Source organism: Brevibacillus sp. FW306-2-1A-C05A, assembly GCF_058781555.1.
The window spans coordinates 76,485-103,093 of the sequence record NZ_JBYSWV010000011.1 but is presented as its reverse complement, the minus strand read 5'-3'; the positions used below and the strand labels follow the sequence as shown (position 1 = coordinate 103,093).

The window sequence follows — 26,609 nt, the reverse complement described above, 5'->3', positions numbered from 1 at the left end:
GCACTGTCTTAGGAGGGGCAATGAGATGCCCTCATCTTGAAGGCTGTTCAAAACAGAAATGGACTGCGAACGCTTAGTCATTCAAGAATCCCACCCGTACACCGCAAGGTGGAAGGCTTGCGGCTTTAGCCGTGGGAGTCTCAAAAGGTAACCCAGAAGTTTTGGCTCAATTGAACATGATTAATTTGACGCAAAAAGACCTGGAGCTGATTGCAGGGCTTCGTCCTGTCGTCGTGGAGCAAATTGAGCAAATCACCGCCTCGTTCTACGAAGCGATCCTGCACGTCGATTCATTAAAAGAGATTATTACGAGCCATACGACGGTCAATCGTCTGCGGCAAACGTTGTCCAGCCATTTGATTGAGATGTTCGACGGCCGTATTGATGAGGCTTTTGTTGAAAAACGGATGCGAATTGCCATGGTGCACCAAAAAATCGGGTTGCCCTCGAAGTGGTATATGGGCTCGTTTCAAAATCTGCTCAGCACCTTGCTGCGCATCGTCGATAGTTTGCAAGGCACTCACCCGGACTGCTCCGGTCTGGCACAGGCTGTCACCAAGCTGCTCAGCCTCGAACAGCAGTTGGTTTTGGAAGCGTACGAGCATCAGACGCGGATGGAGGAGCAACGGGCGAAAGCGATTATCGAATACCAGGCGCTTCACGACGATTTGAAGGGCTTGCCCAACCGGAGGAAGCTGCATGTAACGTTGCAGGAGACGATTGAGATAAGCAGGGAGGACAACTCCCGTTTTGCTGTGCTGGTGCTGGATATTGATCGGTTTAAATTGATTAACGATTCGCTTGGACACACGTACGGAGATCGCTTTTTGCAAGAGGTGAGCGACCGCATTCGCAAAAGCACCGAAGGATTCGACGTCATGATCGCGCGGATGGGGGGAGACGAATTTACGCTGATTTGCAAAAACGTGTCCTCCGACCGGGATTTTTCGGAGCTGTCCGAGCAGGTCGTCAAGGAGATTGAGATTCCGTACCGTCTGCAGAGCAACGACTATTACGTCTCGGCGAGCATCGGCATTGCCATCTATCCCGATCACGGCACAACTGTGGAGGAATTGCTGAAAAATGCCGACACGGCGATGTACGAGGTGAAGAAAAACGGCAAGAACGGCTACCAGTTTTTCACCAACGAGCTGGACAACCAACTGCTGCTGCGCTTTGAGCTGGAAAGCGACTTGCGCAAGGCAGTCAAGGAAAATGAGTTTACGCTGTTCTACCAGCCGCAGGTGCAGGCGCTCAGCAATGAAATCATCGGGGTCGAAGCGCTTGTCCGCTGGAACCACCCGACAAAGGGCATGCTCTCGCCGGGCATTTTTATTCCGTTGGCGGAGGAAACAGGACTCATCTACGACATCGGCACATGGACGCTGAGGGAAGCTTGCCGGCAAATGAAAGAATGGCATGATGCAGGCGGGCCGCTCATTCCCGTCTCCGTCAACTTGTCTTCGCGGCAGTTCCACCAGGCGAACCTGGTCGAATACATTCGCGACATCCTGGAAGAAACGGGGCTGGAAGCGAAATATTTGGAGCTGGAAATTACGGAGAGCATGATGATGGACCCGGATTTGTCCACGGAAATTCTCAACAAGCTGAACGATTTTGGGGTGAAAATCAGTCTCGACGATTTTGGTACCGGATACAGCTCGTTGAGTTACCTCAAGCTGTTGCCCATTCATAAGCTGAAAATTGACCGCTCCTTCATTACCGACATCACGCGAAATGCGAGCGACCAGGCTATCGTGGCGACGATCATCTCGATGGCGAAGCATTTGAACATGGACGTGATCGCGGAAGGAATCGAAACACAAGGCCAACTGGACTTTTTGACGGAAAACGCCTGCAAGGAAATTCAGGGCTATTACTTCAGCCGACCGTTGCCAGCAACCGAAGTAGAGGAAACTTTTTTTGTCCCTTACAGACTGTCCCAGCTCTCCTAAGAGATTGACAGCCGATGCATAGAATGGAATCATTTTGTAATTCCTGCTACAATAAAGAGAGTCCCTTCGGGGGCTATTTTTCTAAGGAGGTTTTTTCGATGAAAAACATGGCGTTCATCAAACTCGTCTATGAAAAACAACTGGGGGGTGACATTTATTATGAACCCTAGTATTTTGCAAGGCACGCGAAAGCATCTGATTAACCAGCTTGTCTTTTTCGATGAGCAATATTCGCTCTTTTTCGATCATTATGTCCGGGATTACGGAAAAGAAAAACAGACGGTTGACGACATGATCCAGCGCTACAAGCAGACGCTGGAACAACTGCTCGCCAAAGACGACAGTGCGCTGTTTGAGTCGCTCAAGTCAGTGACTTTGCTTGGCAGCAGCGTGAAGGTGCTATTTGAAGAGGATGGCTTTGAGGAATCATTCACTGTGGTGTACCCCACAGACATTGATCCAGATAACAACAGAATCTCATTCTTGTCGCCCATCGGCAGACAGTTGCTGCTGGCCGCTCCACACGATTTTGTTGTTCTGGAGAGCCCGGTCGGCAGGCAGCAGGTGCAAGTGCGGGAGATAAGCTTTACATATATGGGCGGTTTTTCAGCTCAGTAGTCATGATGAAGGGAAAAGGCGCTAACGGTTCGGTTAGTGTCTTTTCTTTTCCAGGCAAAAGGAGGAGAGCAAAATGACAGGATACGACCAGCTCGATGGCGTACACATCCCTTGGCAACGGTTGACGACCGCATACGGGCGAGGAACCGAGCTGCCTGCGCTGATGGCAGCGCGCGCCTACGAGAAAATCGCTCCGCTGATCGAGCATCAGAGCACACTGTGGCAAGTGACTCCCACATCATCCCTTTATGGAATCAGGTTGCCCGCCGCTTTGTAGATGCGGTACCATTCTTCCCGGGTCAAGCTCAGGTCTGCCCCTTTGCAAGCGTCCTTGAGCCGTTGCGCATTGGTCGTCCCGAGCACCACTTGAATATTGGCGGGATGGCGGGTAATCCACGCGACAGCGATGGCGGTGTTCGTCACCTCGTACTTTTCCGCGATGCTGTCGATCACCTTGTTCAGCTCCGGGAAATGAATCAGGTCGCCGAGAAACGGGCCGCTGAACATGCCGTGCTGGAAAGGCGACCACGCCTGCATCGTAATGTCGTGCAGACGGCAGTATTCCAGAATGCTACTGTCGCGGTTGAGCGATTGGTCTGTTTTCATGTTCAGGGAGATGCCGGAATCGATCAAGGGTGTGTGCGCGATACTGAACTGGATTTGGTTGACCACGAGCTTTTGCGGTATGTACTTTTGCAAGAGCGCGATTTGCGCGGGGTTCTGGTTGGACACCCCGAAATAGTTGACCTTGCCCTGGTCCTGCAACTGCTGAAAAGCTTCCGCGACTTCCTCTGGCTCCATCAACGGGTCCGGGCGATGGAGGAGCAGAATATCCAGATAGTCCGTTTTCAACCGTTTCAATATGCCGTCGACCGAGGCGAGAATATGCTCCTTGGAAAAGTCGTAGTAGTTTTCCTTGGAGCGAATGCCGCATTTGCTCTGCAAAATCATTTTCTCGCGAATCGCCGGGTTCATCTGGATAGCGTCGGCAAAATGCGCCTCGCAGCGGCCTTGTCCGTATATATCCGCATGGTCGAAAAAATTGATCCCTTCTTCGAGCGCTGTACGGATCAAGTTTTCCGCTTCTGCCAGGGAAAGCTGGGTCAGGCGCATATTGCCCATAATCATGTTGGAAGCGTGCAACTCGGTGTTTTTGATCGGATAAACCTTCACGTTCATTCCCCCATCCAATTTTTCGCTCCGTAATACTTTCGGCAATCGCGATCGTTGTCCCTACCGCTATTTGATTCCAAGCCCGCGTTTTTTGCGCACGAGCGTCGAGATATTCACCCCGAGCTTGTCCGCGCATTCCTGCATCGTGCTCGTTTCTTTCAATACGCGCTGGATGTATTCCCGCTCAAACCGTTCGACCGCTTCCTTGAGCGCAAGCGGTTGCTCCATTTTAGCCAGATGCAGCGGGAGCGCGCTATGCTGCGAATTGCGAATCGAGGCGGGAAGCTGATCGTACGTGATGCGTCCATTTTCGCACATGTGGTAGGAGCGCTCCACGACGTTTTTCAGCTCGCGGACGTTCCCTGGCCAGTCGTAATCGACGAGCGCTTCCAGCGCGTCGGTTTCGAGGCGCATTTCCTGCTGGTATTTCCACTCCAGCTTTTTTAAATAGTAGAAAACGAGAGCGGGAATATCTTCCCGGCGTTCGCGCAAGGGCGGGATGGTCAGCGACAGCACGTTCAGCCGGTAGTACAAGTCCTGGCGAAACTGCTTCTGCTCGACCATCGCTTCCAGGTCGCTGTTGGTCGCCGCGATGATCCGCATGTTCACCTGGCGCGACGTTTTTCCGCCCAGCCGCCTGATTTTGCCGTCCTGCAAAACGTTCAGCAGCTTGACCTGCAACGGAAACGGCAAATCGCCGACTTCGTCGAGGAAGACCGTGCCGCTGTGCGCCAGCTCAAACAGTCCTTCCTTCGCCTGGCTGGCTCCGGTGAACGCGCCTTTTTCGTAGCCGAACAATTCCGACTCCAGCAGATGGTCGGGGATCGCCCCGCAGTTGATTTTGATAAACTCGCCCGAGCGTCCGCTCTGTGCGTGAATGTAGTTCGCCAAAACGTCTTTGCCGACGCCGGACTCGCCAAGCAGCAAAATCGGCGAATCGTTGGCCGCAAAGCGATTCGCCAGCGAGACGATCCGGTGCATCATGCTGCTGCGGTAGATGATCTGGCCGCCCGAGTCGATGTCGTTTTGGATCTGCTCTAGCGCGCGTTGAAACGAAGAATTGATCTGGCGCGTTTCCTCCAGCTCCTGCTGTAGCTTGTTCAGCTCGGTAATATCGCGGACGTTGCCGACGACAAACAGCAGCTCCCCGTTTGGATCGAGCAGCGGCGTCGCGGTATTGATCGCCGTCCGGCCGTTGGCGTAATGGATGACGACGCTATGCGTCTGCTTTGTCGCGATCGCTCTGGCGGCGGAGGAATCCGGAACCATGTGCATTTCTTTTTGTTCAATATAACTGAAGTTGTTCAGGATATCAGCAGGAATCCCGGTAATGCTCAAATAGGCGTCGTTGTACAGGAGCACATAGCCGTTGCGGTCGCAGATCGCCAGACCGTCGTGGGAAGTTTTGAAAATGGTCATAATCAACTGGACGAGCTCGGTATTGTCGCTTCCCTGGAAAAATTTGGTCTGATACATGGTGTTCCTCCTTGGGCATGGCTTGTTGCTTGTTTGCAAAATAATCAGAATTGAGCATCCGTGCGCAAAAATGCATATGCAAAATGAATCATCAAGTACATTCGTTGTAAAGAAACCGCTTTCATTCGCTTGGCACGCAACTTGCTCATACGTTATGGTGAACGATGGAGAAAGCGAGGGATGTTTTCATGTCTTCATTATATCAGGTATTGACTCCTGCGGGAGAGCTGACAGCGGCGATTGACGGGCGACTGGATGAGTCCATGATGATAAACATGTATGAACAGATGGTGCGGGTGCGTTTGTTCGACCGCAAGTCGATCCATTTGCAGCGCCAGGGGCGGATGGGGACGTACGCGCCGTTTGAAGGGCAGGAGGCTTCGCAGGTCGGAAGCGCGCTGGCGCTCAAGCCCGGGGATTGGCTGTTTCCCACTTACCGCGATCACGCAGCGGCGATTGTGCATGGACAGTCGATGGCGCGCGTGTTTTTGTACTGGATGGGCCATATGGAGGGCAGCATCAGCCCGAAAGGCTTGAACATCATGCCGCCATGCGTGCCGATTGCGACACAGATGGTTCACGCGGTTGGCACGGCGTGGGCGAGCAAGCTGCAAAACGAGCAGCACGTCAGCCTGGCCTACTTTGGCGATGGGGCGACGTCGGAGGGCGATTTCCATGAAGCGCTCAACTTTGCCGGGGTGTTCCAGACGCCGACGATTTTTTTCTGTCAAAACAACGGCTATGCGATCAGCGTGCCGTTTTCCCAGCAATCTGCTTCGAAAACGATTGCCCAGCGCGCAGCCGCCTATGACATTCCCGGCGTGCGCATCGACGGCAACGATATTTTCGCCGTCTGGCTGACGATGCAAGAAGCGGTGGAGCGGGCTTTGAACGGGCAAGGGCCAACCTTGATCGAAGCGGTGACATTCCGCTACGGCGCCCACACGACCGCAGACGATCCGAAAAAGTACCGCGATCAGGAAAAACTGGCAAAGGAGTGGAGAAGCGAGCGCGATCCGATCCAGCGGCTGCGCACGTTCCTCGTCCGGCGCGGGCTGTGGAACGACGCCAAGGAAGCGGAGCTGATCGCCCGGGCAAACGAGCAGATTGACGCGGCACTGGCGGAAGCGGAGAGCTATCCGAAATCCCGGCCGGAAGACATGTTCAAGCACGTGTACGCAGAGCCGACCTGGATGGCAGTCGAGCAGGAAGGCGAGCTTGCGAAGCCAGCGAAGAAGGAGGACATCCCGGCATGATTCGCAAACTGACGATGATTCAGGCAATTACGGAAGCCATGGATCAAAAGATGGCAGAAGATTCGCGCGTCATGCTGCTCGGCGAAGACATCGGCGTGAACGGAGGGGTTTTTCGCGCGACCGAAGACTTGATTCACAAATACGGGGCCACTCGCGTCGTCGACACGCCGCTGTCCGAGGCGGGCATGATCGGGGCGGCCATCGGGCTTGCCATGAACGGGCTGATTCCGGTCGTCGAGATTCAGTTTCTGGCCTTTATTTATCCCGGCTTCGAGCAGATCGTGTCCCATGCAGCGCGGATGCGTTACCGGACTCGCGGCCAGTACCATGTGCCGATGGTCATTCGCACGCCATACGGCGCAGGCATTCGCGGGCCGGAGCTGCACTCGGAGAGCGTCGAGACGTTTTTTGCCCACGTGCCAGGGCTGAAGGTAGTGGCGCCGAGCACGCCCTATGACGCAAAAGGCTTGCTGATCGCCGCGATGGAAGACCCGGACCCGGTCATCTTTTTGGAGCCGACCAAGCTGTATCGGGCTTTCAAGGAAGAAGTCCCCGAAGAGATGTACCGCGTGCCTATCGGGAAAGCAAAAGTGGTGCGCGAAGGCACGGATATTTCGATTTTTGCCTGGGGAGCGATGCTGCGCGTAGCCGAGGAAGCGGCGAAGCGGATTGAGCGTGAGCAGGGAGCGAGCTGTGAGGTCGTGGACTTGCGCACGATCTACCCGCTCGACCGCGACGCGATTGTCCAGTCGATCAAAAAGACCGGGCGCGCCGTCGTCGTCCACGAGGCGCACAAGACCGCAGGGATGGGAGCGGAAATCATCTCGATCATTAACGATGAGGCGCTGATTTATTTGAAGGCTCCCGTGAAGCGGATTACGGGCTTTGACGTGCCTGTCCCGCAGTTCAGCATCGAGGACGATTATTTGCCGACGCCCGCGCGCGTCATGAGCGGCATAGTGGAAACGCTTACGTTTTAGCGTAAAGGAGCGAGGAACATGGTGGAGTTCAAACTCCCGGATGTGGGAGAAGGCATGCATGAAGGGGAAATCCTCAAGGTGCTGGTTCGCCCGGGCGAAGCAGTCGTCCAGGACCAGCCTGTCATTGAGGTACAGACGGACAAAGTCAGCGCAGAGCTGTCCGCTCCGGCAACCGGGGTCGTCCAGGAAATTCGCATTGCCGAGGGCGACACGGTCGAGGTGGGAACGGTACTGCTGGTGATCGACACAGGGGCAGCAAGCGGAGAGGGCACGGAAGCGAAGCCGACTGTTACGCCTGTATCTGCACCGGAAAAGCAATCGACCGCTACGGTTCCGGCTCGTCAAGGGGCGCGCCGTTCCTTGGCGACGCCGTACGTGCGGCAGTTGGCGCGAGAAATGAAAATCGACATTGAACAGGTGAGCGGCACGGGGCCAGCCGGACGCGTCACCGAAGAAGATTTGCGCCAGTTTGCCAGCGCCGGGCAAAAGCGCGCGCTGCAAGAAGTATCGGCGACTGCTTTTGCCGCAGCTCCCGTGAACGAGCCGGCGGAGCCTGCGCGTCCAGTGACGCCAGCAGCCGTTAGCAAGACGGCAGAACAGGAAAAGCCCGTGCAAAAGCAAGCGGCCTCCCAGGCGTCGGCCTTGCCCGTGGGCGTGGGCGATCACCTGATCGAACGTCTGCCGCTGAAAGGCATCCGCAAAAAAATCTCCGAGCACATGGTGAAATCCGTGACGGTCATTCCGCACGTCACCTCTGTCGACGAGCTGGAAATGGATCAGCTTCAGGCGCTGCGGGAGCGGCTGAAACCGCATGCCGAGAAAAAGCAGCTCAAGCTGACGTTTTTGCCGTTTTTCATCAAGGCGCTGGTGATCGCGCTGAAGGAATATCCGGTCATGAACGCTTCCATTGACGATGCTACCAACGAAATTTTGCTAAAGCGCTTTTATCATATCGGGATTGCAACCGATACGCCGGACGGGCTGATCGTGCCTGTTATCCGGGACGCAGACCGCAAATCCATTTTTCAACTGGCAGCGGAGATCAAACAACTGGCTGAGCTTGCTCGCCAAGGCAAGCTGACGCTTGAGCAGATTACAGGCGGGACGTTTACGATCAGCAATGTGGGGCCGATCGGCGGCCTGCAAGCGACGCCGATCATCAACCATCCGGAGGTTGCGATTTTGGCCCTGCACAAAATGGAAAAGCGCTGGGTCGTGCGCGAAGAGGAAGGCGTGATCCGGCAAATGATGAACATATCGCTGTCCTTTGACCACCGGCTGATCGACGGAGTGACGGCAGTGCGCTTTACCAACCGGATCAAGGAGCTGCTCGAAGATCCGAATCTATTGTTCGCGGAGATGGTCTAAATGGTAGTTGGGGAAATCGCAATCGAAACAGACGTTGTCGTCATCGGAGGGGGCCCTGGCGGCTATGCGGCGGCCATTCGCCTCGGCCAGTTGGGCCAATCGGTCGTCCTGGTGGAAAAAGAGGTGTTGGGCGGCGTGTGCCTCAACCGGGGCTGCATTCCCTCCAAAGCGTTGATTCATGCCGCAGGCGAGTACCATAAGCTGGCCGGGCTGGGCAAGCTGGGGATCAGGCTGCCGGACGGAAGCGCGGCGTTTCACATGCCGGACTGGCAAGCGTGGAAAGAGTCCGTAGTTGCGCAATTGAGCCAGGGGGTAGAGCAGCTTTGCCAGGCAAACGGAGTGACGGTAGTCAAAGGCTCCGCCACGTTTCTTTCTGCCGACCGGATCGGAGTCGAGACTGGAGGCGATTTTGAGACGTACAAGTTCCGCCAGGCGATCATTGCCACAGGCTCCCGCCCTTTTGCGCCGAAGGCTTTGGCGCCGGACCATGAGCGTATTCTGGATTCCACGGACTTGTTGAACCTGCACGAACTGCCGAAGTCGCTTGCGATCATTGGCGGCGGCTATATCGGGATGGAGCTGGGCATGGCGCTTGCCAAGCTGGGAACGAGCGTGACGGTCGTAGAGGCAGCACCAGGCATTTTGCCGCAGACGGCTCCCCACTTGACGCAGGAAGTGCGGAAGCAGGCGAAAAAGCTGGGGATAAGCGTGAAGACGGCGACAAAAGTCGAGGAAATCTCGCGTAGCGGTGACCAGGTGACACTTGCCGTCCTCTCTGAGCCGCACGGACGCGAAGAGCTTACGGTGGACAAAGCATTGGTGACGATTGGCCGGGTGCCGAACACGGGGGATATCGGGTTGGGGCAAGCCGGAGTCGTGATCGATGAAAAAGGCTACATTCCCGTCAATGCCGAGTGCCGCACCAACCAGCCGCACATTTTTGCCATTGGCGATGTGACACCCGGGCCTGCACTGGCGCACCGCGCCTCGAAGCAAGGCATCGTGGCCGCCGAAGTCATCGCGGGCTTGCCAAGCAGCGTGGACTCGCCGTATGTCCCTTACGTCATTTTTACCGACCCGCCAATCGCCGGTGTCGGCCTGACGCCAGAAGAAGCAAAGGAGCAGGGCTATCGGGTCAGAACGGCGTCGTTTCCGTATCGGGCGAACGGCAAAGCTTTGGTGATCGACGAGCGTGACGGCTTCGCAGAAGTGGTCGTCGAGGAAGACACGCACCTGCTAGTGGGCATGCACGTAGTCGGCGCGGATGCACCGAACCTCATCGGAGAAGGTGCGCTGGCTCTGGAGCTTGCTGCCAGAGTCGAGGATTTGGCGCTCACCATCCACCCGCACCCGACCTTGAGCGAGGTGTGGCTGGAAGCAGCGGAAGCCGCCCTCGGACACGCCATCCACATCGTCAACAAAAAATGAGCGAAAACCTCCTTGCTCGCGAATGGAACGCGAAAGGGGGTTTTTTCTTGTCTGCCCGAAAGTATATCTTTTCCTGCATGAAACCAAACTAAGTAGGAAACGGCACGTTCGGCTGCAAAAAAGGAGAGGGCACGATGGGAGACTGGGTGACGATTTGGATCGGAGCAAGTATCGGGTCATTTCTGGCGATCGTGTTGCTCGCGACCGTAGCGTTTTGCTTTTCGCGCGGATTCGTGCGCTGGGCGGTCGGCCACTTCGCCAAAATCGTGATGAACGACCGCTATCCGGAAAACATATGGGAAATCGTCTCGGCGCTGACGCGCGTCTCTCCCCAAAAGGTGCTGGAAAACAGCTTGCGCGCTGCGGAGGGCACCGCGATTGACAGGCCGTTCGGCACGCCGCGAAAATTTTTGAATTACGACGGTCTCCTGTTTTCCCCCGCGCAATTGTCGGTGCTTCCTGCGCCTGAAAATGCCGAGGTCGATATGCGCCTCACCATCGGGCCGATGGCCAAAAAACCGTTGACGCTGGAGATTCCGCTGTTGGCTGGCGGGATCGGCTTTGGCGTTGGCGTGACGGATAAAACCAAGATCGCCATTGCCAAAGGGACGGCTGCGGTCGGCACCGTCACGAATACGGGAGAAGGCGGTTTCTTACCCGAAGAAAGAGAAATCGCAAAATATTTGATCTATCAATATCATTCCGCGACATGGACAAAGAGTCCGGAGATTCTCAAGCAAGCCGACGCGATAGAAATCCGGATCGGCCAAGGCGCTACCGCCGGAGCTGCCACTTTTATCCCGCATCGTGATCTTCGTGGCAAGGCCAGCCAAGTCATGCATCTGTCAGACCAGGAGTACATCGTCATCCCTTCCCGGCATAAAGAGGTGCAGAAGCCAGACGGTCTTCGCAAGCTCGTCGACCAGCTCCGCGAGTTGACAGAGGGTGTGCCGATTGGGGTCAAGATGTGTGCCAGCGCGAACATGGAAGCCGATCTGGAAGTGGCGATCATGGCTGGCGTCGATTTTATCAGTATGGACGGGGGCCAAGGCGGCTACAAGGGCAGCGCGCCGATCTTGCAGGACGACTTCGGCTTGCCGACGATCTACGCGGTGTCAAGAGCGGTCCGCTACTTGCAAAAACGCGGCGTCAAGGACAAAATTACGCTGCTGAGCGGAGGTGGGTACTATACGCCAAGCCATTGCCTGAAAGCGCTGGCCCTGGGGGTGGATGGCGTCTATTTGGGCACGGCCATGCTCTGGGGGATGGCGCACGATCAGGTCACGAAGGCCATTCCGTGGGAGCCGCCCACCCAGCTCCTGTTTTATGGCGGGCACTCTCAAAAAGAGTTTGACGAGCAGGAGGCGGCCAAGTATTTGGAGCATTTTTTTTGCGCGTTTGTCGATGAAATGCGGATTGCCACTCTCGCATTGGGCAAGACATCCGTTCGCGAGGTAGGCGTCGACGATTTGATCGCTCTCGACAGCATGACCAGCAAAGTCACAAACATCCCGCTCGCGTACACCCCGCGCATCCCGCACAGTCCGTCATGAAGGCAAAAACAAGACACGATCGGTTAACCCGTACGAGCAAAGCTTCCTTCTGTCGTTTTTGGGGTTGGAAGTGGCAACAGGCGCGGCTTTGTATCTCGTATTCGTGATCTTCCGTAAGCTGGATTCCAGCCCGTATGCGTTAGTCAAGCTGGGGATTATCGGGAGCGCAGTCGGGTTGGTTCTCGATGCGTTCGCACTGTGGAACCGCGATGTATTTTTTGCAAAGCTTTCCAATGAGCAGTTGCTCGCCTTTACGATCTGGATGGCTTTCGCCTACGGTTTGTATTTGGCGCTCCCGCTGTTCATGGCAAAAGGCGACAAATCATAAGCGATTTCTGATGGATCGTTTACCCCCTATTCAAGAGGTCCGGCAAAAGCCGGAAGCCTGAATAGGGCTTTTTGTTAGCTCGTTATCGTTCAGGCTTTTGCGCAAAGCGATCATGCTATATAATGATAATGATTATCAATTACATTCATTCGCAAAAGGGAGAATCATCCGAGTGTTTTTACATCCGTTAGAATGCGCAAAAGAGACGTTTTTCGTTTTACAGCGAGTGGAGCGGCAGCAATACGGTTTGCAGCAGGAGCATCCTCCCGTATGGAAGGATGGGCACCATCTGCTCTACGTCCAGGAAGGGGAGGGGATCTTGCGCGTGGACGGCGACCCGCTCCTGTTAAAGCCGGGAAAAATCGTGCTGCTCGCCCCGGATTGCTGCGTAGAGGTGGAGGGCCGCTCCTGCAAGCCGCTGTCTCTCTACGATTTTTCGTTTACATATACCGTGGCGAGCGACACGCCAGCACAGTCAAAAAAAGCAAAGGCTGTCTTTTCCCCGGGCCATCACGCGCTGTCTGCCCAGGCTGCCGCCCGTTTTGCGCAGTTGCTGGAGCAAATGGAGCAGCTTGCGGAAACAGAGGAGCCGCTCGCCAAGTGGAAGCAGTCGATTTTGTTCCAGGAAATCATGTACCTCGCCGCCTCCGATCCGCTGACAACGGAAGAAACAGGCGGGACGCGGGAAGCGATTGAAAAAGTGCTGCTTTATGTGCAGCAGCATTATCAGGAGGACATTTCTTTAAAGGAAGTCGCACAGATGCACGGCATCAGCGCCTCGAATTTTTCCAGCGTGTTCAAAAAGCATGTCGGACTGAACCCGCTTGACTATGTGACACAACTGCGAATGGCCCAGGCGCAGCGAAAATTGAAGGCGAGCCAACCGATTGAGCTCGTCGCCCGGCAGGTTGGCTTCAAAGACCCGCTCTATTTCAGCCGCATTTTCAAGCGAACAGTCGGCGTCACACCGTCCGCCTATCGAAAACAGAGCCAGACGGACAAGATCGTCACGCTGCTGCCGCATTTGAACGATTACTTGCTGGCGCTTGGGGTCAAGCCGTTTGCGACGCTGCCCTACGGCGGGAATGACCAGGTGGATGGCTACTTGCCTTATCTGGCTCGCGAGTTGAGCGAGACAAAGCTGACGGGAAGCTGGAACAAGCCGGACATGGACGAGCTGGCAGAGGCCCAGCCCGGATTGATTCTCGGCTCGAACTGGTTCCACATCAATCTGGAGTCGGTGAAAAAAATCGCCCCGACCATCCCGATCATTTTGCGGGATGACTGGCAAAGCCTCTTGCTGGAACTGGCTCGTTTTTTCGGCAAAGGAGAAGAAGGGAAGCACTGGATGCGGCGATACGAGCAAAAGGTAAATCAGGCGAAGGCGCTCTTGTCCTTGTCCAAAGCCCGTGACGAGTCCGTCATGATTCTCACCGTGACTTGCAACGAATACCGGGTGTACGGCGGCAGAAGGCAACTCGGCAAGGTGCTGTACGAAGATTTGCGGTTGACACCTCCGGCGGGGATTTCGATTAAAACGCATTACGTCTGTGTGACACTCGAACAAATCCAGGCGATGAATCCCGACCACATTTTTTTGTCGACGAACAATTCCAATCCGAGCAAAGAACAGATCAAGGCCCTCCAGGCGACCAAGGCGTGGTCCGGATTGCGGGCGGTGCAGAAACATCAGGTGTACGAGGTGGAGAGTTGGCTGAACGGTCACGCTCCGATCAAGCACAGCCTGTCCATCGACGTCGCCATCAGCCATCTGGCCGGGAGCAAGCAATGGGAGGTCTCTGTTATGTAAGCCGCTTCGTCAGCAAGTGGCTTTTTTTCATGGACGGCCGCAAGATTTTGTCCATATAGGAACAAGATTTTGTCAATTGTGCCAGGTCAGCGGCTTACTCTATAATCACTAAAGTGAAAATGATTATCAATAACAACGCGGAGGTTCAGTCATGATATCCTTTCAACCGTTTAAAAAAGTAATTTCCGGGGCGCTCTGCCTGTTTGCGCTGACCGCAGCGGGCTGCGGAACTAGTCCCGCTCAGCAGGGAGCGCAGGCGGGAGTAGCGCCAGCCCCGGCACCTGCCCAGGAGCAGACGATCGAGCACGATATGGGCAAAACGGTCGTCAAAGGCGACCCGCAAAAAATATTGTCGCTTCATCCATGGATCAGTGACTTTTTGCTTTCGATGGAGATCACACCATCGGCTTCGCCAAGCTCAGGCCCCAACTCCACCGAGTTCACCTGGTATTTGAAAGACGGACTGAAAGATTCGGTCAACCTGGGCTGGCAAATTCCGAAGCCGAACCTGGAGCTGATCGTGCAGAGCAGCCCGGATTTAATCATCGGCAACCAAAACTTCGGCGAGTTGAACGAGCAACTGTCCAAAATCGCCCCGACGATTTTCATCGAGCCGGTTGAAGATGACAAAGGCGTGCGAAAAATGCGCGAGACGTATTTGCGTCTGGCGAAGATGCTGAAAAAAGAAGAAATCGCCAAGAAAAAGATCGCGGAATACGACGCAGAAGTGGAGAAGTACCACGCCCAGCTTAAAGCGGCGATGGCCGACCAGACCGTCATGTTCCTGCGCGTCACCGATAAAGAGCTGCGCTACTACAGTCCGAAGCTGTTCGAGGTGCTGTACGACGACCTCGGACTGGCCAAGCCGGCGAATATTCCGGATGCGGCCAAGAGCTTTCAGCCACTCTCGATTGAAAAGCTGCCAGAGGTCAACCCGGACCATATTTTCCTGCTGCACGAAGGCGGAGACCGCGTGTCGTCCTTGCGGGAAACCGCTGTATGGAAAGGGCTGGACGCTGTGAAAAACAACCGCGTGTACGAAGTAGACTACGATCTGTGGTTCCAAGGTTTCGGCCCGATTGCGAACCGCTTGATTCTGGAAGACGCGACCGAGAAGCTGCTCGGTGCGAAAGCGAATAAATAAGCATTGCGATAGAAAAACGTTCCTCTTGTTCCGGAAGCCGTCAGACACTGCTGTGTTCTGGCGGCTTTTTGCTGTTTATTTTTTGCCTGCAAAAACTTCCTCTCTGTGAAGGCCGCTCCCAGTCTATCCAAATTTTTAGCGCAGGCAAGCGTTGCGCATGTTGATATACTGACTCTTTCGGCCGCCTGACTACCCGCGCCTATCCGGACACCACCGTCGTCTTGTACGAGTACGACCTGCTCGGCCGCCATGATGATGATTGGCAGCGGGGTTGTAAAATCTTGGACAATATCGACTTCTGTTTTCGTTTCCATCTCGCGAATTAACTCATTCACGACTGTTCCACCCGCGGCTCCCACGTTTTTAGGCTTCTCGGCGTGAAAGCGGCCGAAAACAAAGAGCGCGCCTTGCGGTGTTCGGGCGGGTCGCTGTCATGGATGTTCAGGCGTTCTGGAAACGTCCCTTCCTTTGTGCCAGCTCCGACATTGACAAGGGTACGCTCGCGAACACTCGAAAATAAGGCGTAGTCGGTCAGCACCCGTTTCACGTCTTCGTAGCGGAAAACATTCCAAGTGTTCGTGCCCGCGTGGTAGTAAACCGGATGCTGCTCAAGCATTTTCTTATACCACGCTACAGGAAAAAAATGTTCGGATTTCGTTTTAAAATTCGTGATCTCAGACGGTGGATATACCGTATTTTCCATCTATATACCTCCTTTTGAATGATTGGTTTGTAAAATGGCGCATGAAAAGGAAAGGGATGCGGAGAAGGCTCCCCGACAAGCATGGAAGGGAGGTTCCTCCGGCCGCTAATCCTGTAATAGCATGCCCATCCAGCTTTTTCTATTTAAAAGAGGAACGGGAGTCAGGGGCTTGAGATTTTCACGCGCGGTCTGCGGCAAAAAAAGCGCGGACAGAAAGCAATTGGGCTAAATACCAACTTGACCGATATGTTTTATTTAATTTACACTTGTAAGTATCACATACCGATATTCACCCACGCCGATCAGTCCACTGAAGGCTCCCCGTATTTGCCTTGCGCATGCGTGTGGGAGCCGTTTTTATGGAGGAAAAATGCTTTCGCCAGGGGGAATGAACGTGGAATATACTTGTCTGACTTGCCAACAAGTCTTCGCGTCCGAAAAGGGGCTGTGCCCGCATCTGCAACAGTTTTTCACTTCCGCAGAAGGACAAAAAATTTGGCGCATACGGCTTCTCCACCGTTACGCGTATGAATTTTACAGCGATTCGCAAATGCAAGAGCTTGTGCGCGAGCAGCCGCTGATGGTCTCGGAGGTGCTGTGCGTCGAGCAGTTTGATACGAGGACGTACACGGGCCTGAACGCATTGGGGCAGCGCGTCTCTATCCTGGAGTAGACGAAAAAGGAGCGGCTGCGGGTGAACTCATTGTCGGTTCATCCCGGAGCTGCTGCTTCGAGAACGAAGAGGTGCGGCCGCACGGATGGCGGCCTGCTCGCCCGGCGGCATTCTGGCCCGGCCCGCATCGTCTTTTCCCTGATGGCGCTCGGCGTGGCGGCTGCTGCCATGTTGCCCTTTCCCGATCGACGAAAGCGCGATGAGGGAAGCGGTCACGAGTTTGTCATTTCTATAAAAAAGTGGAAAAAGATTGAAATCGACGGACGGATGAATTAAAATTTTGCTAAAGGAAGCACGGACGTAAGCAAAAAAGATGCGATCATGAGCAGCAAGGGACGATGAGCCGCTCGTAAAAGCCCCGTTTGAATCTAATAGCACAACAACCTGAGTGAATCTATTGAAGCTTAGGCACTTTAGAGGAATGAAGGGGTCATACGGCAAAGCGCACTGGAGTGTATCGGCTGACGGATACATGAAGGGGCGAAGCTTTGCCGTTTTTTTGTGTTTTTGCCATCCAAAAGCAAAAGAAAAGACCCGAAAGAGAAAGAGGTTTCCAAGATAATGGAGGAATCGCTAGCCATGGAGCCAATCAACTGCTACCCACTGACTCATCCGCAAAAAAGAATCTGGTCAATCGAGCAAATTTATCCCGACACTCCGTTGCACAACATTGGCGGAACTGTCATCATAAAAGGCCCTGTGCAACTGCCTGCGCTTGAAAAAGCTGTTCATCTGTTTATCGGCAGACATGAAGCGTTGCGACTGCGCGTTTTGAACCGGAAGGGCGAGCCGCAGCAATACGTGAGTCCGTATGAACCTTTCCCATTGGACTGCCTAGATTTCTCAACTGGCACAGAGCCGCAGCACGACTTTGCCAACTGGGTGCAGGCGGAAGCGAGAAAGCCGTTCGTCATCGAAAACGAAAGGCTTTTTTATTTTGCCCTGTTTCGCCTCTCGGACCGCGAGCATGGCTACCTGGCCAAGTTCCATCATCTGATCGCCGATGGATGGTCGATCAACATCATGACCGACGAGATTCGCGAACGGTACGACAAGCTCGTGCGCACAGAGGCAGCAGACGAAGAGCCTGCTCCAAGCTACTTGGCGTACATCGAGCACGAGCGGGAGTACCTTTCGTCGGATCGCTTCTGCAAAAACCGGATGTTTTGGAAGGAGAAATTCCGCGACTTGCCCGACTCGCATCTGGAAAAAAGCTCAGACACGCTGCCGGGAAACCGCCTCACGTATGAATGGAGCGCCGAGCTGTCCACCCGGGTAAAAGAGTGGGCCAACGCGAACAACTGGTCGTTGAACACCGTTTTTGTCGCGGTGTATTTGCTGTATGTCCACAAGTTCACCGGGCGCGCGGATCTCGTGATTGGCACGCCGGTGCTCAATCGGTCTGGCAAGCAGCAAAAAAGCATGTTTGGCATGTTTACGAGCACGATGCCGTTTCGGTTTTTGGTCGACGATAGCTGCTCGGTTGCGGACATGATCGGACAGGTCAACCGGGAGCTGCGGGATTGCTTTTTCCATCAACGCTATCCGTATGACTTGCTGATCCAGGATGTGGAGCTGAAGAAAAAGGGCCACCACCAACTGTTTGATGTGTGCGTCAATTACTACAACACAGCGCTCGATACAACGTGGGACGGCTACGCGGTCGAGAATGTCGAGTTTTACAGCGGGCAGCAGATTTACTCCATGCAACTGGTCATCAAGGAATGGTCCGATTCCGGTCGCATCAGCATCAGCTTTGACTACAAAACGAACGACTACACAGCGGAGCAAATCCGCGATTTGTTCGCTCGCCTGACTGCCCTGGCCGGGAAAATCGTGGACAAGCCCGACGAGCCGATCAGGCGGTTGACGCTTTTTTTCGCGGATGAGCGGCAAAAACTGGTGGAGGCGTATAACCGAACCGATGCGTTTTATCCGCGCGACCAGACGATCTACCAACTGTTCGAAGCGCAGGCAGCCAAAACGCCGGACAAGCTCGCGGTGCAGCATGGCGAAGCGACTTTGACCTACCGCCAACTGAATGAAAAAGCCAATCAGCTTGCCAGATATTTGCGCGAGCAAGGAGTCGGGCGGGAAACGATTGTAGGCCTTTTGACCACGCATTCGCTGGAAACGGTGGTCGGGCTGCTCGGCATCGGAAAAGCGGGCGGAGCGTTCATGCCCATCGACCCTGACAATCCTGCCGAGCGGATTCGCTACCTGCTGCAAAACTCCGGCACCAGGCTTTTGCTGACGAATGTGGACACAGCGGACGAGTGGGACTTCAACGGACAAGTCATCCGCCTGCCGGACGTCGACTGTACAGCGTATGCATCGTCCAACCTGCAGGCGGAGAGCGAGCCTCAAGACTTGGTCTACCTGATTTATACATCCGGCTCTACCGGAAAGCCCAAAGGCACGATGATCGAGCATCGCGGGCTGGTCAACTATATTTGCTGGGCCAAAAAAATGTATGTCAAGCAGGACGACGAAGTGTTCCCGCTCTATTCGTCGTTGGCGTTCGACTTGACGATTACGTCCGTCTTTACCCCGCTCATTAGCGGCGGAACGATTTTGGTCTACAGCCACAAAGAAGACGAGTACGTGCTGTTCCGCATCATGCGCGAGAACCGCGCGACAGTTGTCAAGCTTACGCCTGCGCATTTGTCGCTGCTGCTGGATCGGGACAACCGGAATTGCTCGGTGAAACGATTCATCGTCGGCGGGGAAAATTTGAAGGCCAGCCTCGCCAAAGGCATCTATGACAGCTTCGGCGGCAACATCGAAATTTTCAACGAATACGGGCCGACCGAGACGGTAGTCGGGTGCATGATTCACGCTTATGATCCCGCGACGGACACGCGAGCGGCTGTGCCCATTGGCAAGCCGGCCGACAACGTCCGCATTTACGTACTGGACAGGCACCTGGCTCCTGTCCCGACCTGCGCCGTCGGGGAAGTGTACATTGCCGGCGACGGGGTGGCGAGAGGGTATTTTCACAAGGAAGAGCTGACCCGCGAAAAGTTTATCGACAACCCGTTCGCGCCTGGCGAGCGGATGTACAAGACGGGAGACCTCGGCCGATTTTTGCCGGATGGCAAGCTGGAGTATTTGGGCAGGAGCGACCAGCAAGTCAAGATCAGGGGCTACCGGGTCGAATTGGGAGAAATCGAAAACGGGTTGCTTCAGCACCCGCTCGTAAAAGAGGCGGTTGTCCTCGTGCGGGAAGACAAGCAGCAACCCGCAATGCTGTGTGCGTATTACGTCGCGGCGGGCGAGATCGACATTTTGGACTGGAAGCAGCAGTTGGGGCGGCAGTTGCCGGATTACCTTGTCCCGCAATATTTTGTAGAGGTAAAGGAAATTCCGCTCACAGCAAACGGCAAAGTCGATGCGCGCTCCTTGGCAAAAATCCCTTTGCCGAGTACAGAACATAGCGAATATGCCGCTTATTCGAGCGAGAAAGAGCAGCAGTTCATCCAGACCGTGGCAGAAGTCCTCGGCGTTCGGCAGATCGGCCGGAAGCACAACTTTTACCATATGGGCGGAGACTCGATCAAAGCAATTCAGATTGCTTCCAAGCTGAGCGCCAAAGGCTACTGGATCAAAGTCAAAGAGATGCTGTCCCACCCTGTCATGGAAGAGATGGCGCAGCTTGTGGAAGCAGTAGAGCCAACCGTTGTCGAGCAGGGGCTGGCTGAGGGCAGCATTTTGCCTACGCCGATTGCAGCGTGGTTTTTTGCCCAAGCATTCCCCAAGCCGCAGCATTATCATCAGACCGTCTTCGTGGAAATCAGTCCGGCGATCACGGCAGACATGCTGGAAAGAGCGCTGTTCAAGCTCGTGGAGCACCACGACAGCTTGCGGATGAACGTCGACGCGCGCGGCGAGCTGTTTTACAACAATGACCACCTGCTGGCCCGCTTCAAACTCGAACAGCGCGACTTGACAGGCGTTGCCCCTGCCGAGCGCTACGGCAGGCTGGAGCAAGCGGCGCACGAGCTGGCGGAGCGCACGGACTTGTCCCGCGACCTTTTGCTGAAAGCGTGCCTGATTCAGTTGGGGAGCACACGCACTTTGCTGCTGTCTGCCCATCATCTCGCAGTCGATGGCGTGTCCTGGCGCATCATCCTGGAAGATTTGAACGCGCTGCTCAAGCAAAGCTGCCTCGGACAAGACGCCGCGCTTCCTTTGAAGACGCATTCGTATCAAAAATGGGCGGAGGCGTTGGAGCGCTCTGGGCAAAGCGTGGGAGCCAGCTTTCCTTGCTCGATGCCGCGGAGCTTGCGCTGCTCGTCACCGGGTTCAATCAGACGGCAGGGGAATATCCGCAGCAGTTGCTGGTGCATGAGCGTTTTGCAGCGATCGCCGACAAGCACGCGGACGAGCCTGCGGTGACGTTCCAACAGCAAACCATGACGTACCGCGAACTGGATGCGCGGGCCAACCAGCTCGCCCATGCGCTCAAGTCGCATGGCGTCGGACCGGACCAGGTCGTCGCCCTCATTGCCACCCGTTCGTGTGACATGATCGCCGGACTATTGGCGATCGGAAAAGCAGGCGCCGCGTACTTGCCTGTCGATCCGGGCTTGCCAGCCAACCGGATCGCCTACATGCTGGACGACAGCCGTGTCCAGGTCGTTTTGACCAATACAACCGTAGAGGCAGCAGGCGAGCGGCAAGTTGTTGACATGCGCGATTCGCGCATATCGGCGCAGCCTCAAGCAAGGCTGCCTTTGCAAAACAGCAGCACCGATGTGGCGTACTGCATGTACACCTCGGGCACGACCGGATTTCCCAAAGGAATTTTGATCGAGCACCGCGCCTTGCTGAATTTCCTTTTCGGCATGACGGAAGTGCTGTCTTTTGGCGAAAAAGAAAAGTTTTTGTCGTTGACGACCATTTCTTTCGATATTTTCTGGCTGGAGAGCATCTTGCCGCTGTTGGCGGGGCAGCAGGTGGTCATTGCCGATGAGGACTGCCAGCGAGATGTGCGCATGCTGGCAAGCCTGGTCCGGCGCGAGGAAATTACCGTGCTGCAAACGACGCCGTCGCGCTTGAAGCTGTTGCTCGCGGAGCCGGAGTTGGCCGGGCAGTTGAGCCGCTTGCGCTACTTGCTGATCGGCGGCGAAGCGTTGCCGCAAGCGCTGGCAGACGAAGCCGTGCGACTGTTGCCGGCGGGACGGGTGTACAACCTGTACGGTCCGACCGAAACGACCATTTGGTCCACGCTTCAGCAAGTGACAGACAGCGAGCCTGTCGCCATCGGCAGACCACTGAAAAATACCCAGGTCTACGTGCTCGATCAGGAGCTGGTGCCGCAGCCTGTCGGCGTCCCTGGCCTGCTGTATATCGGCGGGCACGGCTTGGCCCGCGGGTATTTGCACAAACCGGAGCTGACAAGCGAGAAGTTTATCGACAACCCGTTTCGGCCTGGCGAAAAAATGTACGCGACCGGAGACATGGCGAGGTGGACGCGCGAAGGCTTGCTCGAATATTTGGGACGAACCGATTTTCAGGTGAAAATACGCGGCTACCGGATCGAGCAAAGCGAAATCGAAAACCAGCTCGAGGCCCATCCCGCCATCGAAAAAGCGGTGGTGCATGTCCAGCAGGACGCTTTGCGCGAACCTTTGCTTGTCGCTTACTATACTTCGGCAGATGCCGTACCGAACCAGGAGTTGCGCGATTATTTGCGCAAACAACTGCCGGAATATATGATCCCGCCATTTTTCATGCGGCTTGCGCAAATTCCGCTCACCATCAACGGCAAAATCGACCGGAAGTCGCTGCCTGCCGTAACCGAGGTGGCAGAAGCGCACCAGGAGCTGGTCGGCCCGGGCGACGAGGTGGAAGCGAAGCTGTATGACATTTGGCGCAAAGGATTGCGGCGCGAGTCGATAAGCGTTCGCGGCAAGTTTTTTGAGTTGGGCGGAAACTCGATTCAGGTGATGCAGCTCGTGTATGAAATCAACCGCCATTTTTCATGCGCCATGCCGTTTAAAGACTTTATTGAACTGCAAACGATCGAGGCGATTGCGGGATGGATTCGCGCCGCGATCCAGGAAGAGCGCGAGGCGGACTTGCCAGCGCTGACACCGGAGCCAAGCCGGTTGCATGAACCGTTTCCGTTAACGAATGTGCAAATGGCCTATTATTTGGGCAGAAGCAGCCGCTTCGAGCTGGGCGGAGTCTCGACGCACTCGTATCAGGAGGTTGTCACTACACTCGATATCCCGCGCCTGAACGATTGCTTGAATGTGTTGATTCGCAGGCACCCCGCGCTGCGCACGATTTTTTTGCCGGATGCCCGCCAGCAGATTTTGGCCGAGATCCCCGAGTACGCAATCGAAATTCGCGATTTGCAAGGATGCGAAGCGGATGAGCAGGCTGCGATCATCGCAAACGAACGGGAGCGGATGTCCCACGCGACGTTCCGTCCGGAGCAATGGCCGCTTTTTGAAATCAAAGCGTTTCGCTTGACGGAGCAGAAAAGTTTATTGGCCATCAGCTTCGATCTGCTCATAATGGATGCGTACAGCATGGAAATTTTAGGGAAAGAGCTGCAAGCGCTTTACGCAGGCAAGACGGACGAGCTGGACGATCTAGCGATTTCCTTCCGGGATTATATGATCGGCTATGAGCGGCTGAAAAACAGCAAGCTGTATCAGCAAGACAAGGAATATTGGCTGGCGAAGCTGCCCGATTTTCCGCTGGCCCCGGAAATTCCGTTGCTGGTGCAGCCGTCCCGCGTCCAAAACCCGTACTTTCAAAGAAAGTCGAAGCGATACGCCAAACAAAGCTGGCCTGCCTTGAAAAAGGCCGCCCAGAAGCGCAATTTGACCCCTTCGGCCGTGTTGTGCGCGGCGTATGCGGAAGTGCTGGCGAACTGGAGCAATCAGCTCGCCTTTAGTCTCAACTTGACCTTGTTCAATCGGCTGCCGCTGCACCCGGATGTGGAAAAGCTCGTCGGCGACTTTACCTCTGTTGTGCTGGTCGAGGTGCGGCTAGGTCCGGCGGATACGTTTTGGCAGAAGGCGGGCAACGTACAGCAAGCGCTGATGGAAGCTTTGGCGCACCGTCATTTTGACGGGATTGATGTGATGCGAGAAATCGGCAAGCAGCGGGAACTGGGCAACAAAGCGTTGATGCCGATCGTATTTACGAGCGCCTTGTTTGAAAACGAAGATGTTGTCCAGCAGCAAGCGGCAGACGACGAGCAGCGCATATCGGAACAGGAGAACGATACAAAAGGGATCACGCAAACTTCGCAAGTTTATTTGGACAATCAGGTGGCGCTGCTCGACGGGAACATCGTCATCAACTGGGACTACATCAGCGAGTTGTTCGACCCTGTCGTGATTGACACGATGTTTGCCCAGTACCTGGCCCGGATTGATACGATTTTGAACGACGAGGCCGAGTTGGAGCTGCCAGCGGTGTCCGCCAGTGACCGAGCCGCGATTGATGCGTACAACGATACGGCCGTGGAGATTCCGAGCAAAACGCTGCACGGGCTGTTTGAGGAAACGGTGGCGCAAACGCCTTTTGCCGTCGCGATTGAGGATGGCGAGCAGCAGATCACGTACCAGGCGCTGAACGAGCGCGCCAATAAAGTCGCCAGCTTCTTGCAGGACTGCGGCGTCGGTCCGAGAGACTTGATTGGCGTCATTGCCAAACGGGAAATAACTACCTTCGTCTATTTGTTAGCGATTTTAAAAAGCGGCGCAGCTTACGTGCCGATTGATCCCGACTATCCGGCGGAGCGCGTCGACTACATCCGCGAGCACAGTCAATGCAAGCTCGTCATAGCGCCTGACTTTTACGAGCGAAACGGGCTGGAGCGTGCTGCGGAAAAGCGCGAGGCTGTCGCGGTGCAGCCGGAGCAGCTCGCCTACGTGATCTACACCTCGGGAAGCACGGGCAATCCAAAAGGAGTCATGATTCGGCACGAAGCCGCATGCAATACGATTCAGGATATCAATCAAAAGTTTCAGGTTACCGCCCGGGATCGCCTGCTGGGCGTATCGTCGCTCTGCTTCGATTTGTCCGTCTACGACATTTTTGGCGCGTTTGCCGCAGGGGCGACGCTCGTGCTGGTCAAGGACCAAAAGAACATGACCGAGCTTGCCGAGACGATTACAGCGAAAAACATTACGATCTGGAACTCCGTCCCGGCGATTATGGATCGCGTGGTCGCGGAAAAAAACGAGCGGGGCGGCGAGCAGAAAGATGAGCAGCTTCGCCTGGTCATGCTGAGTGGTGACTGGATTCCGCTTACGCTGCCGCATGCGATCCGCGAGCGCTTCCCTGCGGCTGAAGTCATCAGCCTGGGCGGCGCTACCGAGGCGTCGATCTGGTCGATTTACTATCCGATTGAAGAGGTAGGCGCTGATTGGAAAAGCATTTTTTACGGGAAGCCATTAGCCAACCAGCAGTTTTACGTGCTCAACTCGCAGAGAGAGCTTTGCCCGATTGCCGTACCGGGCGAGCTGTACATCGGAGGACGCGGCGTTGCGGACGGCTATTTGCATGACGATGAGAAGACCGCGCGATCCTTTGTCCACCATCCGCAGCTCGGGTACATCTACAGGACTGGGGATTACGGCGTACTGCACCGCCACGGGCAGATGGAATTTTTGGGCAGAAAGGATCAGCAGGTAAAAATTGGTGGATATAGAATTGAATTAGGAGAGATAGAAGCGCGGCTGCTGCAAATCGAGACGGTGCGAAATGCGGTTGTACTGGTGGCGGGCGATACAGACAAGCGGTTGTATGCGTATCTCGTGCCGGAAAACGAACCGCAAGAGCGGGACCGTTTTGTCAGCGAGATCAGGACAAGGCTGGCCAAAGCCTTGCCGGATTACATGATACCGTATCATTTTATCGTCGTGGGGCAACTGCCGCTGACGGCCAACGGAAAAGTAGATGTACAAGCCCTGTTGAAGCAAAAGCCGACTGGCGCGGGTAACGGAACGGCATACGTCGCCCCGCGCAATGAAGCGGAGGCGCGAATCGTCGCTCTGTTCCAGGAGGTTTTGCAGATGGACCATGTGGGCGTGTTCGACAACTTTTTTGAGCTGGGCATTCATTCGCTGCAGATCGGAATGATTCACAGCAGGCTGAAAGACGTGTTTGCCAGGGAAATCCCGATTCTTGCCATGTTTGAGCACGCCAACATCAACGCGCTTGCCGCGTATTTGACAGCGGACAACCACGACCTGCCAGACGAAGGGCAGGAGGAGACGATCAACGCCCGCAACCAGGGAAGAGAACGGATCAAGCAAAGAAACGCCAAAAGAAGGAGGAACTCCGAAAGTGACTAAAGCCGAACTGCTGCAATTTTATACGACGTTTACTCCCAACACCGATCCCGGCGAATACGGCTATCTCTTTTACGAGTTGCCCCAAGGCCTGCCAGAGCTGTGCCGATTAATCAAGTGCCAATTGATCCATCCCACGATGATAAAAAAAGTGAGGCATGCGCTGACCGACTATACGCGAAATGAAGACGAGAAATTTTACACGGTCGCAGACATGCTCGACGCGCTGGTCGAACGCAACGCAGACGGCCTCACCTACGACCGCCTGCCAAGCGAGCGGCTGCTCATTTCTTGCCGCTTCCATTCGTTACTGCTCATTTCCATGCTGCGCTCCCGGGGCATCCCGGTGCGCAGCCGCGTCGGATTCGCCAGCTATTTGTCCGAGAACGGCCAAAAATACATCGATCACTGGATTTGCGAAGTGTGGGAACAAGCCGAAAAACGGTGGATTCGGGTCGACCCCGATTGGGAGCTTGTTGACATTTGCGGCGACGAGTTCCTGCTGGCGGGCGATGCATGGCTGATGGCTCGGGACAAAGAAATCAACCCACAGCTTTTCGGGGTGAAAAAATCGTGGGGCATGCACTACATCCGCAACAACCTGTGCTACGACTTAAACGCCGTTCTCGGAAACGAGCTGGGCTACTGGGACTATCCTCCGCTTTGCCAAAAAGAGATGGACGACCTGGACTGGGAAGAACTGCAACTGCTCGATGAGATTGCTCTCTATTTGCAAGACCCCGATGAAAATTACGCACAACTGCAAGCGTTGTTTTCCGAGCATGACTTCCTGCATTTCAAAGGATAGGGCAGTTGTTCGA

The 26,609-nt window shown here is 55.1% G+C and carries 18 protein-coding genes and 1 pseudogene; 16 read left to right on the top strand and 3 right to left on the bottom strand.

Going from position 1 to position 26,609, the window contains the following annotated elements; all coding sequences use genetic code 11:
• Positions 1 to 143 precede the first annotated feature (143 nt).
• From AC3WJN_RS09750 to AC3WJN_RS09740, 3 genes and pseudogenes are all read left to right on the top strand, one after another.
• Positions 144 to 1,955, top strand: a pseudogene (locus tag AC3WJN_RS09750) (putative bifunctional diguanylate cyclase/phosphodiesterase); the annotation flags it as partial.
• 159 nt (positions 1,956 to 2,114) lie between these two features.
• Complete coding sequence (locus AC3WJN_RS09745) at positions 2,115 to 2,573, top strand: GreA/GreB family elongation factor (RefSeq protein ID WP_005833659.1); 459 nt, start codon at positions 2,115 to 2,117, stop codon at positions 2,571 to 2,573.
• A gap of 73 nt (positions 2,574 to 2,646) precedes the next feature.
• Positions 2,647 to 2,850, top strand: coding sequence for a hypothetical protein (locus AC3WJN_RS09740; RefSeq protein ID WP_007786703.1), 204 nt, complete (start codon positions 2,647 to 2,649; stop codon positions 2,848 to 2,850).
• Here AC3WJN_RS09740 and AC3WJN_RS09735 read toward each other — a convergent pair.
• Complete coding sequence (locus AC3WJN_RS09735) at positions 2,820 to 3,752, bottom strand: aldo/keto reductase (RefSeq protein WP_007786701.1); 933 nt, start codon at positions 3,750 to 3,752, stop codon at positions 2,820 to 2,822. The two genes, AC3WJN_RS09740 and AC3WJN_RS09735, sit on opposite strands and share 31 nt — an antisense overlap.
• 60 nt (positions 3,753 to 3,812) lie before the next feature.
• Positions 3,813 to 5,222 (bottom strand): sigma-54 interaction domain-containing protein, encoded by a 1,410-nt coding sequence (locus tag AC3WJN_RS09730; RefSeq protein ID WP_005833653.1) that lies wholly within the window; start codon positions 5,220 to 5,222, stop codon positions 3,813 to 3,815.
• Positions 5,223 to 5,410: 188 nt separating this feature from the next.
• Here AC3WJN_RS09730 and pdhA point away from each other — a divergent pair, with 188 nt between their 5' ends.
• From pdhA to AC3WJN_RS09690, 8 genes are all read left to right on the top strand, one after another.
• Entirely contained in the window at positions 5,411 to 6,478 is a 1,068-nt protein-coding gene (gene pdhA, locus AC3WJN_RS09725) for a pyruvate dehydrogenase (acetyl-transferring) E1 component subunit alpha (protein ID WP_005833651.1), read from the top strand.
• Positions 6,475 to 7,458 carry an alpha-ketoacid dehydrogenase subunit beta gene (locus AC3WJN_RS09720; protein ID WP_026557224.1) on the top strand — a complete coding sequence of 328 codons (984 nt, stop codon included), beginning with the start codon at positions 6,475 to 6,477 and terminating at the stop codon, positions 7,456 to 7,458. Before pdhA ends, AC3WJN_RS09720 begins: the two co-directional genes overlap by 4 nt.
• Before the next feature lie 18 nt (positions 7,459 to 7,476).
• Positions 7,477 to 8,826, top strand: coding sequence for a dihydrolipoamide acetyltransferase family protein (locus AC3WJN_RS09715; protein WP_026557223.1), 1,350 nt, complete (start codon positions 7,477 to 7,479; stop codon positions 8,824 to 8,826).
• Positions 8,827 to 10,254, top strand: coding sequence for a dihydrolipoyl dehydrogenase (lpdA, locus tag AC3WJN_RS09710; RefSeq protein WP_197186566.1), 1,428 nt, complete (start codon positions 8,827 to 8,829; stop codon positions 10,252 to 10,254).
• 134 nt (positions 10,255 to 10,388) lie between these two features.
• Positions 10,389 to 11,807, top strand: coding sequence for an FMN-binding glutamate synthase family protein (locus AC3WJN_RS09705; protein ID WP_026557221.1), 1,419 nt, complete (start codon positions 10,389 to 10,391; stop codon positions 11,805 to 11,807).
• 70 nt (positions 11,808 to 11,877) lie between these two features.
• On the top strand, positions 11,878 to 12,135 hold the full coding sequence (locus AC3WJN_RS09700) for a hypothetical protein (RefSeq protein ID WP_051353883.1): 258 nt from the start codon (positions 11,878 to 11,880) through the stop codon (positions 12,133 to 12,135).
• Positions 12,136 to 12,307: 172 nt separating this feature from the next.
• The gene (locus AC3WJN_RS09695) at positions 12,308 to 13,945 is read left to right on the top strand and encodes an ABC transporter substrate-binding protein (protein WP_492329259.1); all 1,638 of its coding nucleotides are present in this window, start codon (positions 12,308 to 12,310) and stop codon (positions 13,943 to 13,945) included.
• A 151-nt stretch (positions 13,946 to 14,096) separates the two neighbouring features.
• Positions 14,097 to 15,089 carry an ABC transporter substrate-binding protein gene (locus AC3WJN_RS09690; RefSeq protein ID WP_007786684.1) on the top strand — a complete coding sequence of 331 codons (993 nt, stop codon included), beginning with the start codon at positions 14,097 to 14,099 and terminating at the stop codon, positions 15,087 to 15,089.
• 331 nt (positions 15,090 to 15,420) lie between these two features.
• Here the strand turns inward: AC3WJN_RS09690 and AC3WJN_RS09685 are convergent, their stop codons facing one another.
• Entirely contained in the window at positions 15,421 to 15,792 is a 372-nt protein-coding gene (locus tag AC3WJN_RS09685) for a cytochrome P450 family protein (protein WP_007786678.1), read from the bottom strand.
• A 388-nt stretch (positions 15,793 to 16,180) separates the two neighbouring features.
• On the opposite strand from AC3WJN_RS09685, the gene AC3WJN_RS09680 reads away from it, so the two are divergent.
• The 5 genes from AC3WJN_RS09680 (at position 16,181) to AC3WJN_RS09660 (ending at position 26,596) form a co-directional block, all read left to right on the top strand.
• Complete coding sequence (locus tag AC3WJN_RS09680) at positions 16,181 to 16,465, top strand: hypothetical protein (RefSeq protein WP_005833634.1); 285 nt, start codon at positions 16,181 to 16,183, stop codon at positions 16,463 to 16,465.
• Positions 16,466 to 16,486: 21 nt separating this feature from the next.
• Positions 16,487 to 16,741 carry a hypothetical protein gene (locus tag AC3WJN_RS09675; RefSeq protein ID WP_005833632.1) on the top strand — a complete coding sequence of 85 codons (255 nt, stop codon included), beginning with the start codon at positions 16,487 to 16,489 and terminating at the stop codon, positions 16,739 to 16,741.
• Positions 16,742 to 17,044: 303 nt separating this feature from the next.
• The gene (locus AC3WJN_RS09670; protein WP_237716696.1) at positions 17,045 to 20,863 is read left to right on the top strand and encodes a non-ribosomal peptide synthetase; all 3,819 of its coding nucleotides are present in this window, start codon (positions 17,045 to 17,047) and stop codon (positions 20,861 to 20,863) included.
• Complete coding sequence (locus tag AC3WJN_RS09665; protein WP_007786673.1) at positions 20,809 to 25,791, top strand: non-ribosomal peptide synthetase; 4,983 nt, start codon at positions 20,809 to 20,811, stop codon at positions 25,789 to 25,791. The genes AC3WJN_RS09670 and AC3WJN_RS09665 overlap by 55 nt, the downstream gene beginning before the upstream one ends.
• Positions 25,784 to 26,596 carry a transglutaminase family protein gene (locus AC3WJN_RS09660; RefSeq protein ID WP_007786671.1) on the top strand — a complete coding sequence of 271 codons (813 nt, stop codon included), beginning with the start codon at positions 25,784 to 25,786 and terminating at the stop codon, positions 26,594 to 26,596. Before AC3WJN_RS09665 ends, AC3WJN_RS09660 begins: the two co-directional genes overlap by 8 nt.
• Positions 26,597 to 26,609: the final 13 nt, after the last annotated feature.

Excerpts from the sequence above, each read along its gene's own strand:
- AC3WJN_RS09745 (WP_005833659.1), top strand. The coding sequence starts at position 2,115 with ATGAACCCTAGTATTTTGCAAGGCACGCGAAAGCATCTGATTAACCAG.
- AC3WJN_RS09740 (WP_007786703.1), top strand. The coding sequence starts at position 2,647 with ATGACAGGATACGACCAGCTCGATGGCGTACACATCCCTTGGCAACGG.
- AC3WJN_RS09735 (WP_007786701.1), bottom strand. The coding sequence starts at position 3,752 with ATGAACGTGAAGGTTTATCCGATCAAAAACACCGAGTTGCACGCTTCC.
- AC3WJN_RS09730 (WP_005833653.1), bottom strand. The coding sequence starts at position 5,222 with ATGTATCAGACCAAATTTTTCCAGGGAAGCGACAATACCGAGCTCGTC.
- pdhA (WP_005833651.1), top strand. The coding sequence starts at position 5,411 with ATGTCTTCATTATATCAGGTATTGACTCCTGCGGGAGAGCTGACAGCG.
- AC3WJN_RS09720 (WP_026557224.1), top strand. The coding sequence starts at position 6,475 with ATGATTCGCAAACTGACGATGATTCAGGCAATTACGGAAGCCATGGAT.
- AC3WJN_RS09715 (WP_026557223.1), top strand. The coding sequence starts at position 7,477 with ATGGTGGAGTTCAAACTCCCGGATGTGGGAGAAGGCATGCATGAAGGG.
- lpdA (WP_197186566.1), top strand. The coding sequence starts at position 8,827 with ATGGTAGTTGGGGAAATCGCAATCGAAACAGACGTTGTCGTCATCGGA.
- AC3WJN_RS09705 (WP_026557221.1), top strand. The coding sequence starts at position 10,389 with ATGGGAGACTGGGTGACGATTTGGATCGGAGCAAGTATCGGGTCATTT.
- AC3WJN_RS09690 (WP_007786684.1), top strand. The coding sequence starts at position 14,097 with ATGATATCCTTTCAACCGTTTAAAAAAGTAATTTCCGGGGCGCTCTGC.
- AC3WJN_RS09685 (WP_007786678.1), bottom strand. The coding sequence starts at position 15,792 with ATGGAAAATACGGTATATCCACCGTCTGAGATCACGAATTTTAAAACG.
- AC3WJN_RS09680 (WP_005833634.1), top strand. The coding sequence starts at position 16,181 with ATGAACGTGGAATATACTTGTCTGACTTGCCAACAAGTCTTCGCGTCC.
- AC3WJN_RS09670 (WP_237716696.1), top strand. The coding sequence starts at position 17,045 with ATGGAGCCAATCAACTGCTACCCACTGACTCATCCGCAAAAAAGAATC.